The organism is Aeromonas sp. BIGb0405 (genome assembly GCF_024807335.1).
Classification (GTDB): domain Bacteria; phylum Pseudomonadota; class Gammaproteobacteria; order Enterobacterales; family Aeromonadaceae; genus Aeromonas; species Aeromonas rivuli.
The window spans coordinates 296,816-312,000 of record NZ_JANUEP010000005.1; the positions used below are offsets into that span (position 1 = coordinate 296,816).

A 15,185-nucleotide genomic window follows, 5' to 3' on the forward strand; every position below is an offset into this window, starting at 1 on the left:
TCAAATGCACATAAAGGAATGACGCATGACCTATAGCCAGACCCTGGCCATTAACATTCTCGACACCCTCAAGAAGACGCTGATCGACAAGGGGATCCGTTATCAGACCCTAGCGGAGGCGATGAATGTCTCCATCGCGACGATCAAACGGATGATGAACAAGCCATCACTGCCCTTTGATACCCTGTTGGAGATCTGCCATCTGGTGGGTCTGTCATTCGAGGAGCTGCTCGAACGCACTCAGGAGGCCCAGAGCCGCCGCGCCGTCTTCACCCAGGAACAAGATGAGTCCTTCCACAACGAGCCCGGCCTCTACGCCTTCCTCGCCAACATCTTCTGGCGTGACAAGACCCTCATCGACCTGAAGCGGGAGTACGGCCTGACCGATGCCTCCTGCTATCTCTATCTGCGCAAGCTGGAGAAGCTTGGCATATTGCAGCTCGGCATCGACAACAGCTTCCATTTCCTCATCAGCGAGCGGATCAACTTCGAGCAGCACAGCCGCTTCGCCCGCCAGCAGGCACGCCAGGCCATGTCTGTGCTTGGCGACTATCTGGTGGAAAACATGCACAAACAGAACAACTACATGGCGCTCTGTCAGCTGCATCTGGACGAGAGCGAGGCGTTCGCCCTGATCGAGCGGATGAAGGAGTACTGGCATCAGGAGCTCAAGCTCAACCGCCCCGCCATCGGCCAGCGGGAAGACACCAAGACCTACACCATGTCCCTGCAGCTGGCGGACTGCGGTTACCAGAGCTTCGACGATCTCATCCCCAACATCGACGGCTAGGACTCAGCGCAGACCTCGCCCTGCGGGGGGAGGTCTATTTCCCTCAAACGCCAGCGCTCAGCCACGGCTAACAGGACGGGTATCCAGCGCGATGCAGATTGCCATAGCGCTGACGCCAGTGCTCAACCAGCGATCAGCCATGGCTGACAGGCCTAGTATCCAGCGCGATGCAGATTGCATCGGGACGCCAGTGCTCTATATCACAGTCGATCAAGGCGCCCGCCTGGTCATAGTTGACCCGCACCAACCGCAGCACGGGGCTGCCCTGGGCCAGGTTGAGCACCCGAGCAATCTCTCCCCGTGCCGCCACCGGTGTCACCTCCAGCCGTGCGCCCCCCTGCCCCATGCCATATTCGCGCAGATAGAGCTCGGTGAGCGACCCCGCCAGCGGTTGACTCTCGATACCAGGAAAACGGGTCGCCAGCAGATGATGGCTGACGTGGAGCACGGGGCGGCCATCGATGAGGCGCTGACGGCGGATCCCGAACAGTGGGGTGAAGGGGGTGATGGCCATCCAGCGACAGAGATCGCTGCTGGCCAGTTCGCTGCCCTGACCGAGCAAACGGGTCTCGGCGCTGCGCTGCTGCTCGGCGATCCACTGATGAAAGTGGGTGTGACGAGCCGGGTCATAGACGAGCCTGGGGGGCGCCACGAACCAGCCGCGCCGCTCGGCCCGGTAGATGATCCCCTCGGCCTCCATGGTCGAGAGCGCCTCCTTGACCGTTATGCGGGTGGTGGCGAAACGCTCGCTCAAGGCTCGCTCGGCGGGCAATTGCTGGCCCGCCGTCAGTTGCCCACTCGCGATGTAGCGGTGCAGCGTCTGGCAAATTTGTTCACTCTTGGTGAGCGGTCTGGTCACGAGCCTTTCCTGGCATAGTCCAACGAATCGAATGCCACGCTTATATCCCGCCCAGATGAAGCTGCCATGACAGTGGCTCAGGCAAGAAAATGTCATCCAATCGCCACAAAAGCGCCCCGCCACCGTCACATTCCCCCCCTAGCATCGCCCTCGAACCTTAACTGACCTAGTCCAGAGGGATGGGATGATGAAAACCTTGATCGCAAGTGCACTGGCCCTGGTGGCCATCAGTCAGCCGTTTTTTGCAACCAATAGCTATGCCGCCGAAAATATCGCGGATCTCGAAAAGGCCGCCCGTGGCGAAGGCCAGCTCAACAGCATCGGCATGCCCGACAGCTGGGCGAACTGGAAAGACACCTGGCAGCAGATCGGCAGCGTCTACGGCATCAAGCATCAGGATACCGACATGAGCTCCGCCCAGGAGATCGCCAAGTTCGCCGCCGAGAAGGCCAATGCCACCGCCGACATCGGTGACGTGGGCGGCGCCTTCGGCCCGGTTGCGGTCAAGCAGGGGGTCACCCAGCCCTACAAACCCTCCACCTGGGCCGATATTCCCAACTGGGCCAAGGATGCGGACGGTCACTGGATGCTGGCCTATACCGGCACCATCGCCTTCCTGATCAACAAGGATCTGGTCAAGGCCGCCCCCACCAGCTGGCAATCCCTGCTGGGTGGCGACTACAAGGTGACCCTGGGTGACGTGGGCGTCGCCTCTCAGGCCAACAACGGCGTGCTGGCGGCGGCCTATGCCACCGGTGGCAGCGAGAAGAACCTCAAGCCTGCATTGGAGCTGTTCGGCCAGCTGGCCAAACAGGGACGCCTCTCCCTGAACGACCCTTCCATCGCCAATATCGAGAAGGGTGAAGTGGAAGTCGGCGTGCTGTGGGACTTCAACGCACTGAACTACCGCGACAAGATCGACCCCAAGAAGTTTGATGTGGTGATCCCGAGCGACGGCTCCGTCATCGCCGGCTACACCACCATCATCAACAAGTGGGCCAAGAACCCCAACGCCGCCAAGCTGGCCCGCGAATACATCCTCTCAGACGCAGGTCAAATCAACCTGGCCCGTGGCTACGCCCGTCCCATCCGCAGCAATGTGGTATTGCCGGATGACGTGAAAGCCAAGCTGCTGCCTGCCGAGCAGTATGCCAATGCCAAGCCGGTCAGCGATCATGCCGCCTGGGAACAGAGCTCTAAGGCCCTGCCGCGCCAGTGGCAGGAAACCGTCATGATCAACATGCAGTAAGGGGATCCAGTGCAACACAAGGTGATAGTGGTACTTGTGGATGGCCTGTCTGCCGAGGTAGCCCACACAATGGGCTACCTCACAGGCATGGTGGAGGCACAGCGCGGCTTGTATACGACCCTGAGCTGTGCCCTGCCCTCCCTCTCCCGGCCGCTCTACGAGTGCATCCTGACCGGCGTACCGCCAGTGGCGAGCGGCATCACCCACAATGGTGTCAGTCGCTTGAGCCAGCATGAATCCATCTTCCATCTCGCCCGAGCCAGCGGCAAACGCACGGCAGCCGCGGCCTATTACTGGGTGAGCGAGCTCTATAACTGCACTCCCTGGCTCGCATTGCGGGATCGCTATACCCATGACGAGCAGCTGCCGATCCAGCACGGCTGCTTCTACTGGGATGACAGCTACCCCGACAGCCATCTGCTGATGGATGGCGAGTGGCTGCGTAGCCAGTACGACCCCGATTTTCTGCTGATCCACCCCATGGGAGTGGATGACGCTGGCCACAAGTTTGGCCTCGATTCCCGCCAGTACCGCAACCAGGCGCGCCGCATGGACAGCCTGCTGGCCGATCTGCTGCCCCAGTGGCTGGGGGAAGGCTACCAGGTGCTGGTGACCTCGGATCACGGCATGAACAACGACTTGAGCCACGGCGGCACCTTGCCCGAGGAGCGCACCGTGCCGCTCTGGCTGTTTGGCGATGCCTTTGTGGCCCAGTGGCCTGCCGGACCGGCCTTGCAACAAACCCAGCTCTGCGGCCTGATGGCCGACTTGCTTGGCGTTTCCCATGACAAGCCAAGCGGCCTGCCGCTACTCAAGGCTGCCTGCCTGCGCGAGGTACACTGATGATCTCTGCCGCCACCCGGATCCTGCCGGATCAAGCAGTGATCACGCGTCAAACCCGTCGCCACTGGCTGCCTGCGCTGGTACTGCTGCCATTTTTCCTCCTGATGATACTGTTCCAGCTCGCCCCCATGGTCTGGGTGATGGTGGGCAGTTTTCAGACCCCCGATGGCTGGGGCCTCAACCATTACCGGGAGATTTTGAGCTCCCCCTTCTACCTGCAATCCTTCACCAACTCATTGCGCATCGCCGGCATCGCCAGTCTAGGGGGGCTTGCCATCGGCACCCTGGGGGCGGCGGCGCTGCGCCACAGCGGCGAGCGGGTCAAGCGGCTGCTGCTGGCCTTTGTCACCATGACTGGCAACTTCAGCGGGGTGCCGCTGGCATTCGCCTTCATCATCATTCTCGGCATCAACGGCGCCGTCACCCTGCTGCTGAAATCCTGGGGGCTGATCGACGGTTTCAACCTCTACTCCGGAGCTGGTCTCATCCTCATCTACACCTACTTCCAGATCCCCCTCGCCTTGCTGCTGCTCTACCCGGCCTTCGATGCGCTGCAGGATGAGTGGCCCCAGGCCGCCGCCCTGCTCGGCGCCAGCAAGAGGCAGTATGTGTGGCACGTGGCGCTGCCGGTGCTCACCCCGGCCCTGCTCGGCACCCTGATCATCCTGTTTGCCAATGCGGTGGGGGCCTATGCCTCCGCCTACGCCCTCACCACAGGCAACTTCAATCTGGTGACCATCCGCGTGGCGAGCCTGGTCTCAGGCGACATCTTCCTCGAACCCAACCTGGCGGCGGCGCTGGCGGTGATCCTGATGGTGCTGCTGGGAGTTGTGACGGCCGCCAACCAGTGGCTGCTGAAAAAGAGCTACGTGAACAGGGGGCAATCCCATGCATGATTTGCAACCGCGCTGGCCGCGCTGGGTGCTGGGGGCGCTGGTCGCCACCCTGCTGCTGCCGCTGCTGGCCACTTTTCTCTACTCCATCTCCACCCGCTGGGGGGCGACCCTGCTGCCGGATGGCTTCACCCTCGACTGGTATCTCAAGCTGTGGGGGGATCCGCGCTTTCTGGCGGCCTTTGGCCGAAGCCTTCTGGTCTGCTTCGCCACCCTGCTGCTGGGGACTTTGGTGCTGGTACCGACCGTGCTGGTGGTGGCCTACTACTTCCCCAAGCTGGATCCCTGGATGAACCTGCTGATCCTGCTCCCCTTCGCGGTGCCGCCTGTGGTCTCCTCGGTGGGGCTGCTGCAGATCTACGCCGACGGCCCCCTGCCCATCATCGGCACGCCGTGGATCCTCATCGGCACCTGGTTCACAGTGGTGTTGCCCTTCATGTACCGGGCGCTGGCCAACAGCCTGCAAGGGGTGCCGCTCAGGGATCTGATGGATGCCGCCCATCTGCTGGGGGCGAGCAGTCGCCGCGCCTTCCTGCTGGTGGTGATCCCCTGTCTGCGCAAGGGGCTGCTGGCAGCGCTGTTTCTCTCCCTCTCCTTCCTGCTCGGTGAGTTCGTGTTTGCCAACATGCTGGTGGGCACCCGCTACGAGACCCTGCAGGTCTATCTCTACAACATGCGCGCCACCTCGGGCCACTTCACCAGCGCCCTGGTGATGAGCTACTTCCTGCTGACCCTGCTGCTCACCTGGGCGGCCAACAGATTTCATCGGTGATCCAAGATGTTTCATTTAGAAGTCAATCAGTTGCACAAATCCTACGGCGACACTCCTGTGTTCGAGGGGATCGAATTCGGCATCCGCAAGGGGGAGCTGGTGACCCTGCTCGGCCCCTCCGGCTGTGGCAAGTCCACCCTGCTGCGGGCGCTGGCCGGACTCACTCCGGTGGATGGCGGTCAGGTGCGAGTGGCCGGTGAAGACATTACCTGGCAGGCGCCCCAGAAGCGGGGCATCGGCATGGTGTTCCAGAGCTATGCGCTGTTCCCCAACATGACGGTGTGGGACAACGTCGCCTTCGGCCTCAAGATGAAGCCCCAGCCGGGGCGTGAGCTGGCGGCCAGCGTGAAAGAGGCTCTGGCGCTGGTGGAGCTGACCGGCTTCGAGCGCCGCTATCCGGGGGAGCTCTCCGGCGGTCAGCGCCAGCGGGTGGCACTGGCGCGCGCCTTGGTGGTACGGCCACGGATCCTGCTGCTGGACGAGCCGCTCTCGGCGCTGGATGCCCGCATCCGCCGCAGCCTGCGCCAGCAGATCCGCGAGATCCAGCAGCGCCTCGAGCTCACCACCATCTTCGTCACCCACGATCAGGAGGAGGCGCTGACCCTGTCGGATCGGGTGTTCCTGATGAACAAGGGGTCCATCGTCCAGAGCGGCACGCCTGAGCAGATCTACACCCAGCCCGCCGATGAGTTCGTGGCGAGCTTTATCGGCCATTACAACCTGCTGGCTCCCGAACAGGCCAACAAGTGGCTGGGGGGAACACGCAGCACCAAGCTGGCACTGCGTCCCGAGGCCATTGCGCTATTGCCTCAGGAGGCCTGCCCTCCCGAGCCCCATCTGCCGGGAGTGATACGCCACCAGCAGTTGCTCGGCAACATCATCCGCTATCAGGTGGCGTGCGAGGCCGGGTTGCTGACGGTGGACGTCCTCAACCGCTCGGCCCGGGATCTGCTGCCGGTCGGCAGCGCCGTCACCCTGGCGGTGGCCCGGGATCAGCTGTGTGAGGTAGCATAAGCCGAGGGTTTGCATGCTCTTTTCAACGGTGGCGCGGCCAGGGTGCCGCCCCGCCAGCCCCCCGTATTCATAGCAAGGAGCCTAGATGGCACTGGCACTGTTTGATTTGGATGAGACCCTGATTGCCGGGGATTCCGCCAGCCTCTGGCTGGAGTACATGGTGGCCCAGGAGCTGGCCCCGGTGAGCATGATTGCCGAGGAGCAGGCCATGATGTCCCTCTACCATCAGGGCAAGCTGGACATGCACCAATACATGGCCTTCACCCTGCAACCCCTGGCGGGCAAATCCAGAGCCTGGCTCGATGGCCAGTGCCAGCACTTTGCCGAGCAGGTGTTGCGCGAGCGGATCTATCCCCAAGGGCTGGCCCGCATCGACTGGCATCGAAAACAGGGGGATACCCTGGTGCTGATCTCCGCCTCCGGCGAGCATCTGGTCGCCCCCATGGCGCGCATGTTGGGCATGGATCACTGCATCGCCATCCTGCTCGACGAAGAGGAAGGCCTGCTGACCGGCCAGACCCGGGGTACCCTGAGCTTTCGAGAGGGCAAGGTGGCGCGCATCAACCAGCTGTTTGGCGGGCTTGACGACCCCTGGCAGGAGAGTTTTGGTTACAGCGACTCCCACAACGATCTGCCCATGCTGCAGGCTGTGACTCATCCCCATGGGGTCAATCCTGCCCCCCGCCTTCGCCAAGCCGCCGAGCAGGCGGGTTGGCCCTGCCTGCAGTGGCAACTCGCCGAGACAAAGGTGCCGTAACGGACAGGGGCAGAGACAGCCTGACGCCCCATGAAAAAGGAGAGGAGGCCAGCGCTCTCCTCTCCTTGTTCCATCCAGAAGCCGGCGAAAACAGCCTGGCCCTGACTATACCTGCCTGAGCAGGGGTTCGGGGTCAGAGGCCAGCTCTCCCGCTTGATAGCAGCGATTCTTGCCCGCCCGCTTGGCGCGATAGACCTCGGCATCCGCCGCGACGATCAACTCCTTGGCCTCCCGGGCCTGGCCACTGGCCACCAGACCGCCGCTCAGGGTGACCCGCAACCCGGGTTCACGCCACGTCAGGCTGGCTACCCGCTCACGAAACTCGTCGAGCAGGGCGAAGATCATGCGCTGATCCTCCCCCGTCAGCAGGGCCACCAGCTCCTCGCCACCATAGCGACAGACCCAGCCCCGCTCGCCCAACTGCTCCATGGCCAGGGTGGCAACCCGCTTGAGCACCATGTCCCCGGTGTGGTGGCCAAAGGTGTCGTTGACCCCTTTGAAGTCGTCGAGGTCGAACATGGCGAGGAAGAAGGGCTCCCTCTCGCTCAGCAATTCAGCCAACTGGTCATCGAAGAAACGGCGGTTGTAGAGGCCGGTCAGCTTGTCGAGGTTCGCCAGCTGGCGTACTTCATGAAGATCCTGACTAGTTGCGGCCAGCTCGGCATAGATATGTTTCAGCTCCTGTATGCTGCCCACCTGGGTCGCAGAGGGATCATGCCGGCTGTAGCGGATCATCCGGGCAATCTCGTTGAGCATGCGCCTGAAATAGCGGGTCCAGACGATGGCCAGTACCAGGTAGAGCACGGAGGCCAGCACCACCATGAGCTGCACGTTGAGGGAGGCGCGGGCCACCGTCTGATTCAGGCTGGCCGCAGGCTTGACACTGACCAGCACCCACCCCTGCTCCGGCAAGTGGCTGTAGGAGACAAACTGGCGATTTTCTTGGTCGAAGAAGAGCCCCCTGTCGTCGGTAAAGCGCCTGAGCCAACCGGGATGGGGCATCATCTTGAACAGCTGCTTGGGATCAGGGTGGGCCAGCTGGCGACCCGAGGCACTGATGATGCTCTGATAGCCATCTTCACCGGGCCGATTGAGCAGGAGTGAGAGGGGCTGCAACTGGGAGTCGATTGCAAAGACACCCAGGATCTTGCCCTGCTCGTCGGTGAGCGTCTTCGCGATGGAGATCAGCAAATTTCCCGTGGTGTAATCGTAATAGGGCTCGGTCCAGACCCGCTGACCCGGGTGCGCCAAGGCCAGTTGATACCAGGGCCGGGTACGGGGGTCATAGTCAGGGTTATGATCCCAGTCCGGGTAGCTGAGCACCAGGCGCCGCTCGGTGCCGAGGTAGATGGCGATAATATCCGAGGCCAACCCCTTGTAGAGCTGCCAGTCATGGCGGTAGCTGTGGGTGTTGCCGAGTTCACTGCCGCTGACATCCCCGGCCTTCACTTGGTCATAGATAAGGGTAAACTGTCGTTCCAGCTCGGCCAGGTAGGGCTCAACCAGGCTCTCACGCAGCTGGCTGTTATTGGCGCTGAGCCGCTGCTCCAGCTCCTGCTGCAGGCTACGGGCCATGTGCAGATAGTAAATGCCCCCCAACACCAGCACGGGAATAAAGAGCACAAGCAGGCCCAGCCGCATGCGGCTCACCAGAGACCAGTACTTTTTGGTGGTAGGAGACTTGCTCAAGCTTGACTCCGGTGACAGGGACATTTGAGCCAGATTAACAGCCCGTCACGACGGCGTCCAAAGGAAGAGAGAGATGTTCACTGACCCACAACCTGCGCTGCCATGCTGACTCACGACAACTGGATCGCGGTGCATTTTTGCGCCCTGATCCTGCTCACCGGCGCCCTCACCTCCGAGTATTTTCTGTTCAGGCGCGGCATGTCCATCGAGCAGGTGCGCAAGTTGCTGATCGCCGATGGTCTGGCGGCGCTGGCCCTGCTGCTGCTGTTCATCAGTGGCCTGATGCAACTCTACGCAGAGCCTCAGGGCCCGATCGCACTGCTGCAATTGCCCAGCTACCGGCTCAAACTGGTGCTCTTCATGCTGATGGCGCTGAGTTTCGGCTATCCGAGCCGCCTCTTCTATCGCTGGCGCCAATCCCTGCGGCGGGGCAGGGCTCCCATGGTGTCGACGCAACAGCAGCTGTGGGTGATCTGGATACTGCGCATCGACCTGCTGCTGCTGATGCTGATCCCGCTGCTGGCCCATAGCTCCAGCTCCTGACCCATTCAATACTCGCAGCCAGTCACAGGGGCCTGGCTGAGCTCGGCCAAGACAAACGCCATGGCTGTCGGTATGGTGGCACAGGAAGGAAGTTCAACTTTTTGATTTCAGGGATGAAACCTTATGCGTTCTAACATGATGTTGCTGATGGCCGCCGCCATCTGGGGGCTGGGCTTCGTCGCCCAGCGACTGGGAATGGATCACATGGGGCCTTACACCTTCAATGGCCTGCGCTTCCTGCTCGGGGCCCTCTCGCTCCTGCCCCTGCTGTGGTGGCTCAAATCCCGTCAACCGACGCAACCTCGCGCTGAGGATAACCCGCGCCTGCTGCTGATCGGTGGCACCCTGGCGGGGGGCGTGCTGTTTTGCGCCGCCTCCCTGCAACAGGTGGGACTGCTCTATACCACGGCCGCCAAGGCAGGCTTCATCACCGGTCTCTACATCATATTGGTGCCGGTGCTCGGCTTGGCGCTGCGCCACAAGACGGGGGCCAACACCTGGGTCGGCGCCCTCATCGCCATGGTCGGGCTCTATGTGCTCAGCGTGACCGATGATTTCACCATCGGCTATGGCGACCTGCTGCAGGTGATCGGCGCCCTGTTCTGGGCCATTCACCTGCTGGTGCTGGATCACTACTCGAACCGGGTCGCCCCTATCCGCCTGGCCGGGGTGCAATTCGTGGTGTGTGGCCTGCTCAGTCTTGGCACGGCTTTCATCATCGAAACCCCGACCCTGAGCGGTGCCGTGGCGGGTTGGCAGGCCCTGCTCTACGCGGGGCTGGTCTCGGTCGGCATCGGCTACACCCTGCAGGTGGTCGGCCAGCGCGGTGCCCATCCGGCCCACGCCGCCATCATTCTCAGCCTGGAGACAGTGTTCGCCGCCATCGGTGGTGTGCTGCTGCTCGGCGAGATCCTCGATGAACGCGCCGTCATCGGCTGCATCCTGATGCTGATCGGTATGCTTCTCTCCCAGATCAGACTGCGCTGGTGGTGGAAATCCCGTCGGGACAAGGTGCCCAGCCAGCCCTGATACGGGCAGTATGCTGCGCGGCGGCGCGGGAAAGAAGGTGCCGCCGGGATGGGGCCACCCACCCCAATAAAACGAGGCGCCTCTGGGCGCCTCGTTTTATTGCCGCACCTTTATCGCACGCTGGAGCAGAAGCTGACGTCGTCCTGCAGGGGATCGTTGCTCACGCTGTGATAGAGCTCGAAGCAGGGGCCGCTGCCAAACTCCAGCCCGGCGGACACTATGTCGCCTATGTGTTCCTGCCAGCGCGGCCCGTACTGGTTGCGATCCGTGATGAGGTAGCGGGACTGGGCGTAGCGCCCGGCGGGGATAAGCTGGGTTTCCACCTCCCCCGTCCCCTGGGTCCCCACCGGCACCGTGACACCTATGTCGGTGCGACACTGGGCCGGCGGTGTCACTTGCGGGTTGTCATGGTAGATGAAGATCCACTCCCCCCCTTCCAGAGCGCGGGGCGCGGCCCACTGGTGCAGGCGGTTGCAGACGGCGTCATAGCCTTCGCCATAGGGGCCTGTGACCCGGATATAGGCCAGGGTGCGGGCATCCATCTCGACGGTTTTCATGGTGTTGCTCCTTGCTGATGAGTGGCCTTCAGCATAAGGGAGGGGGTCGTTCCATGCGTGTCCATCCTTGCGCTCATGGTGTCCGTTCTTGCCCTTGTCACGGCGAAACTCCCCCGGGGTGCAGCCATAGTGACGGCGAAACGCCTTGGCAAAGGCCTGGGAGCTGGCCAGACCCGCCCCCAGAGCGATGGCGGTGACGCTGGCGTCTGTGTAGCAGAGCTGCCAGGCCGCCCGCTGCATCCGCAGCCGCCGGCACATCTCCCCCGGCGCCTCCCCCACAACAGCGGTGAACACCCGATGGAAGTGGTAGAGGGAGAGGCAGGCGCGGCTCGCCAGCTCCTCGATGGAGAGATCCGGCTCCTGCTCCAGCGCCCGCAGCACGGGAGTCAGGCGCTCGCGATAGTCGATCATGACAGACGGATCCGCCCCATATGCAGGGCATCGACGAAGCGCCCTTCACGAAATGCATAGGCGGGTGAGCAACCTTCCTGCTCGAAGCCGAACTTGCGGTAGAGCGCGATGGCGGCCGCGTTGTCGCTGTAGACCGTCAGCTCGAGCCGCTGCAGGTTGAGCCAGTTGTCCGCCAGATCCACCGCCGCCCCCAGCAGGGCCGAGCCCACGCCGCAGCCGGCCCAGTCATCCCGGACCCCCATGCCCATGCCAGCCACATGGCGACGACGTGGATTCGGCTCGAGCCAGAGCCCCAGATCGCCGACCAGCAGCTCATCAACCATGGCCACCAGGCCGTAGCCGCTACGCTCGGCCAACCGTTTCTGCCACATTGCCAGGGTCGGATAGGGCATCTGCAGGGTGCCTGCCTGAGCCTTTGGCATGGCATAGAGATCCCGCAACCCCTGGGCATCCCCGACCTCCGCCTGACGAATCCTGATATCAACCATCCCCTCTCCTCCCTGATCCGTGAACGTCCGTCCAAAATAGCGCCCTTTGTGTCCGTAGCCAACTCCATTAGGGCCACCTATCAAACACTTAGAACTGACCGATTGGCCCCGCTCGCGCCCCTTGCCGTATCGTGCCTCCATCATCACAAGGAGATGCCCCATGACTGACAAGACCCTGCACAGCGCCAACGGTGCCCCCGTCGTCGACAACAACAACAGCCTCACCGCCGGCCCCCGCGGCCCGGTGCTGATGCAAGACATCTGGTTGATGGAGAAACTCGCCCACTTCGACCGCGAGCGTATTCCCGAGCGAGTGGTTCACGCTAAAGGCTCCGGCGCCTACGGCACCTTTACCCTGACCCACGACATCAGCCAATTCAGCAAGGCGGATCTCTTCAACACAGTCGGCAAGCAGACCCCTGTCTTCCTGCGCTTCTCCACCGTGGCCGGTGAGAAGGGGGCCGCCGATGCCGAGCGGGACGTGCGCGGCTTCGCCCTCAAGTTCTATACCGAGCAGGGCAACTGGGATCTGGTGGGCAACAACACCCCGGTGTTCTTCATCCGCGATCCCCTGAAATTCCCCGACTTCATCCACACCCAGAAGCGGGATCCGCGCACCAACCTGCGCAGCGCCACCGCCGCCTGGGACTTCTGGTCCCGCCACCCGGAATCCCTGCATCAGGTCACCATCTTGTTCAGCGATCGCGGCATCCCCAAGAGCCTGCGGGAGATGAACGGCTACGGCAGCCATACCTTCAGCTTTATCAACGACGCGAACGAACGCTTCTGGGTCAAGTTCCACTTCAAGACAGAGCAGGGCCACAGCTTCTACACAGATGAAGAGGCGGCCAATGTCGTCGGGCAGGATAGGGAGAGCAGCCAGGTGGATCTGTTCAACGCCATAGAGCAAGGGGACTTCCCGCGCTGGAAGGTCTATGTGCAGGTGATGCCGGAGGCCGAGGCCCAGACCTACAAAATCCACCCGTTCGACCTCACCAAGGTGTGGCCGCACAGCGACTATCCGCTGATCCCGGTGGGCGTGCTGGAGCTTAACCAGAACCCGGACAACTACTTCGCCCACGTGGAGCAGGCGGCCTTCACCCCGGCCAACGTGGTGCCAGGTATCGGCTTCTCGCCGGATCGCATGCTGCAAGGGCGGCTGTTCTCCTACGGTGACACCCAGCGCTACCGCCTCGGGGTCAACCACGGTCTGCTGCCGGTCAACGCCCCGCGCTGCCCCTTCCACCACGGCGCCCATCGTGACGGTGCCATGCGCTCCGACAGCAATGGCGGCGCCAGCCCCAACTACCAGCCGAACCGCTTCGGCACCCAGCAGCCGAGCGAGCAGCACGAACCGGCCCTGAGTCTGGAAGGAGCCGCCCTGCACCATGACTTCCGTGACCATGACAGCGACTACTACAGCCAGCCGGGGGAGCTGTTCCGCATCATGGACGAGGGGCAACGTGCTCGCCTCGCTGCCAACCTGGCGCGCTCTCTCATCCATGTGGAAGATGACGCCATAGTCGCGGCCCAGCTCAAGCACTTCGAGCAGGCCGATCCCGAATACGCCAAGCGGGTCGAGCTGGCCCTGGCCGCCCTGCAACGCTGAGCCGCAGGCAGCAAAGTAAAAACGGGGCCTGCAGGCCCCGCTTCCATCAATGACGCCCAATATTCAGCGCCCATGCCACCGAGAGATAAATAAAAAACGGGAACCCTGGGGTTCCCGTTTCTCATCAATCTGTCTCAATCCCGAACGGACCGCGCTTCGCGCTCTTCCCGTTCCCTGACCAACAGGCGCTTGTACCACCAACTATTGCGACGACGTTGAATATTAGAGGAGCGACGAGCCATAGTATTGGGTCCCATGCCAATTGTGAGCGAGGGCACATTATGCGATAGCCATCCCGCCCCTGTCTTTAACTGGATCAAGAAAAGCCTCAGCGAGGGGTCTGAATGCGCTCAATCTGTGCATCAGGTAGCACCTCGTCACTCGGCTGTTGTTGCACGGAGCGCCAAGCCAGCGGGCCATTGCTCTCCTGACTGTTGATGGGGGCACAGACCAGCCAGGATCCCCCCTGCTCAAGCTGGGCGCCAAGGGAATACTTCTGATCCGCAAACCAGCAGACTCGCTCCGGCAATGAGCCCAGTGGCAGCAGCAGATCCGTGCCCACCCGGGTCGAATGGCGCAAGGGCTCGGCCACCGCCACTGTACTCAGGCCCCACAGGGCCAGCATGATGCCGACTGATTTCATAACGACTCCTTGGTTACCCCTTGCAGGCGACCAGAACGGGGGAAAACTTGATTAATAACTAGTGGGCCAGCTGGTATTCCGGAATCATTATGGTAGCCTGCCAGCGCCCCGCTTGCCTGTACAGGAAGTGGCCGCCACAACCCCTGGAAACCTGGCCATGACGAGGCCTAGATTACCTTAGTTATCAAATCGTTATCTGGATTTTCTCCTAATGCGTATCATGACCTTCCTCAAGGCCGCTTGCCTGAGCCTGATGTTATCCGCCTGTGTCGCCCCCCTGCTGCTGATGGGCCCCTCCAGCCAGCTGATGTGGGCCCTCCTCAAACCCCTGGTTGGCTTCGATCCCAATGAGGTCAACCTGTTCGAACAGCCCCTCATCAAGGACAGGATGACGGCCCTGCTCGGCCCCAACTATGACACCACCGTTGCCCTGCTCAAGACCGCTGGCGAGCTGCAGCAAGAGGGTCCGCTCTTCTATGTGGTATCCCGCTATACCCCTGTGCCCGACATGGCTCAGAAGGCAGGTCTGGTCTGGAACTCGGACACCAACCAGATGGCGGTCAAGCTGCTCAAGGGGGATGTGGTCGAGGTCTTTGGCGAACAACTGGGTCAGATGACGCCAAGCTGGCCGAGCGAGATGGATGGCTGGCAGCATACCAGTGCAAATGCCCTCAAGGGGGCCATGACCGGCTCCGCCAGTGCGGCGCTCGATGGTGCCGTGCAGGGTGCCAGCAAGTCGGTAACAGAGAGCGCCAACAAGGCCATCAGTGATCAGAGCAAAGCCGTCACCGACAGTGCTAACAAGGCCATCAGCGATCAGACCAAGGCGGTCACCGACAGTGCCAGCAAGGCCATCAGCGCTCAGAGCAAAGCCGTGACCGACAGCGCCAACAAGGCCATCAGTGATCAGAGCAAAACCATCACCGACAGCGCCAGCAAGGCCGTCAGCGATCAGACCAAGGCGGTCACCGACAGTGCCAGCAAGGCCATCAGCGCTCAGAGCAAAGCCGTGACCGACAGCGCCAACAAGGCCATCAGT

At 62.3% G+C, this 15,185-nt stretch carries 16 protein-coding genes; 11 read left to right on the plus strand and 5 right to left on the minus strand.

Annotation, left to right across the window (positions count from 1 at the left end; genetic code table 11):
* Positions 1-25: 25 nt before the first annotated feature.
* Complete coding sequence (locus M2366_RS14310; RefSeq protein ID WP_042044375.1) at positions 26-790, plus strand: helix-turn-helix transcriptional regulator; 765 nt, start codon at positions 26-28, stop codon at positions 788-790.
* Positions 791-923: 133 nt separating this feature from the next.
* On the opposite strand, the gene M2366_RS14315 is transcribed toward M2366_RS14310, so the two are convergent.
* Complete coding sequence (locus tag M2366_RS14315; protein WP_259270032.1) at positions 924-1,649, minus strand: UTRA domain-containing protein; 726 nt, start codon at positions 1,647-1,649, stop codon at positions 924-926.
* A gap of 187 nt (positions 1,650-1,836) precedes the next feature.
* On the opposite strand from M2366_RS14315, the gene M2366_RS14320 reads away from it, so the two are divergent.
* From M2366_RS14320 to M2366_RS14345, 6 genes are all read left to right on the plus strand, one after another.
* Positions 1,837-2,898, plus strand: a complete 1,062-nt coding sequence (locus tag M2366_RS14320) for an ABC transporter substrate-binding protein (RefSeq protein WP_259270033.1) — start codon at positions 1,837-1,839, stop codon at positions 2,896-2,898.
* 9 nt (positions 2,899-2,907) lie between these two features.
* Positions 2,908-3,741, plus strand: a complete 834-nt coding sequence (locus M2366_RS14325; protein WP_259270034.1) for an alkaline phosphatase family protein — start codon at positions 2,908-2,910, stop codon at positions 3,739-3,741.
* Entirely contained in the window at positions 3,741-4,637 is an 897-nt protein-coding gene (locus tag M2366_RS14330) for an ABC transporter permease subunit (RefSeq protein WP_259270035.1), read from the plus strand. The genes M2366_RS14325 and M2366_RS14330 overlap by 1 nt, the downstream gene beginning before the upstream one ends.
* The gene (locus M2366_RS14335) at positions 4,630-5,406 is read left to right on the plus strand and encodes an ABC transporter permease (protein WP_259270036.1); all 777 of its coding nucleotides are present in this window, start codon (positions 4,630-4,632) and stop codon (positions 5,404-5,406) included. Before M2366_RS14330 ends, M2366_RS14335 begins: the two co-directional genes overlap by 8 nt.
* A 6-nt stretch (positions 5,407-5,412) precedes the next feature.
* On the plus strand, positions 5,413-6,420 hold the full coding sequence (locus M2366_RS14340; RefSeq protein ID WP_259270037.1) for an ABC transporter ATP-binding protein: 1,008 nt from the start codon (positions 5,413-5,415) through the stop codon (positions 6,418-6,420).
* Positions 6,421-6,505: 85 nt separating this feature from the next.
* Positions 6,506-7,177, plus strand: coding sequence for an HAD family phosphatase (locus tag M2366_RS14345; protein WP_259270038.1), 672 nt, complete (start codon positions 6,506-6,508; stop codon positions 7,175-7,177).
* Between the two features lie 105 nt (positions 7,178-7,282).
* Here M2366_RS14345 and M2366_RS14350 read toward each other — a convergent pair whose 3' ends face one another.
* Positions 7,283-8,866: a diguanylate cyclase gene (locus M2366_RS14350; RefSeq protein ID WP_404972800.1), complete on the minus strand. Its 1,584-nt coding sequence runs from the start codon at positions 8,864-8,866 to the stop codon at positions 7,283-7,285.
* A gap of 102 nt (positions 8,867-8,968) precedes the next feature.
* Here M2366_RS14350 and M2366_RS14355 point away from each other — a divergent pair, with 102 nt between their 5' ends.
* Both M2366_RS14355 and M2366_RS14360 read left to right on the plus strand, forming a co-directional pair.
* Positions 8,969-9,409: a DUF2214 family protein gene (locus M2366_RS14355; protein ID WP_042044383.1), complete on the plus strand. Its 441-nt coding sequence runs from the start codon at positions 8,969-8,971 to the stop codon at positions 9,407-9,409.
* 123 nt (positions 9,410-9,532) lie between these two features.
* Positions 9,533-10,438 (plus strand): DMT family transporter, encoded by a 906-nt coding sequence (locus M2366_RS14360; protein ID WP_259237213.1) that lies wholly within the window; start codon positions 9,533-9,535, stop codon positions 10,436-10,438.
* Positions 10,439-10,548: 110 nt separating this feature from the next.
* Here the strand turns inward: M2366_RS14360 and M2366_RS14365 are convergent, their stop codons facing one another.
* Positions 10,549-11,406 (minus strand): GyrI-like domain-containing protein, encoded by an 858-nt coding sequence (locus M2366_RS14365; protein WP_259270039.1) that lies wholly within the window; start codon positions 11,404-11,406, stop codon positions 10,549-10,551.
* Complete coding sequence (locus M2366_RS14370) at positions 11,403-11,894, minus strand: GNAT family N-acetyltransferase (RefSeq protein WP_259270040.1); 492 nt, start codon at positions 11,892-11,894, stop codon at positions 11,403-11,405. The genes M2366_RS14365 and M2366_RS14370 overlap by 4 nt, the downstream gene beginning before the upstream one ends.
* A gap of 160 nt (positions 11,895-12,054) precedes the next feature.
* On the opposite strand from M2366_RS14370, the gene M2366_RS14375 reads away from it, so the two are divergent.
* Entirely contained in the window at positions 12,055-13,503 is a 1,449-nt protein-coding gene (locus M2366_RS14375; protein ID WP_259270041.1) for a catalase, read from the plus strand.
* A 328-nt stretch (positions 13,504-13,831) separates the two neighbouring features.
* On the opposite strand, the gene M2366_RS14380 is transcribed toward M2366_RS14375, so the two are convergent.
* On the minus strand, positions 13,832-14,146 hold the full coding sequence (locus M2366_RS14380) for a YnjH family protein (RefSeq protein ID WP_259237209.1): 315 nt from the start codon (positions 14,144-14,146) through the stop codon (positions 13,832-13,834).
* A 211-nt stretch (positions 14,147-14,357) separates the two neighbouring features.
* Here M2366_RS14380 and M2366_RS14385 point away from each other — a divergent pair.
* Positions 14,358-15,185: hypothetical protein (locus M2366_RS14385; protein WP_259270042.1), on the plus strand; the 828-nt coding region annotated here is incomplete at its 3' end.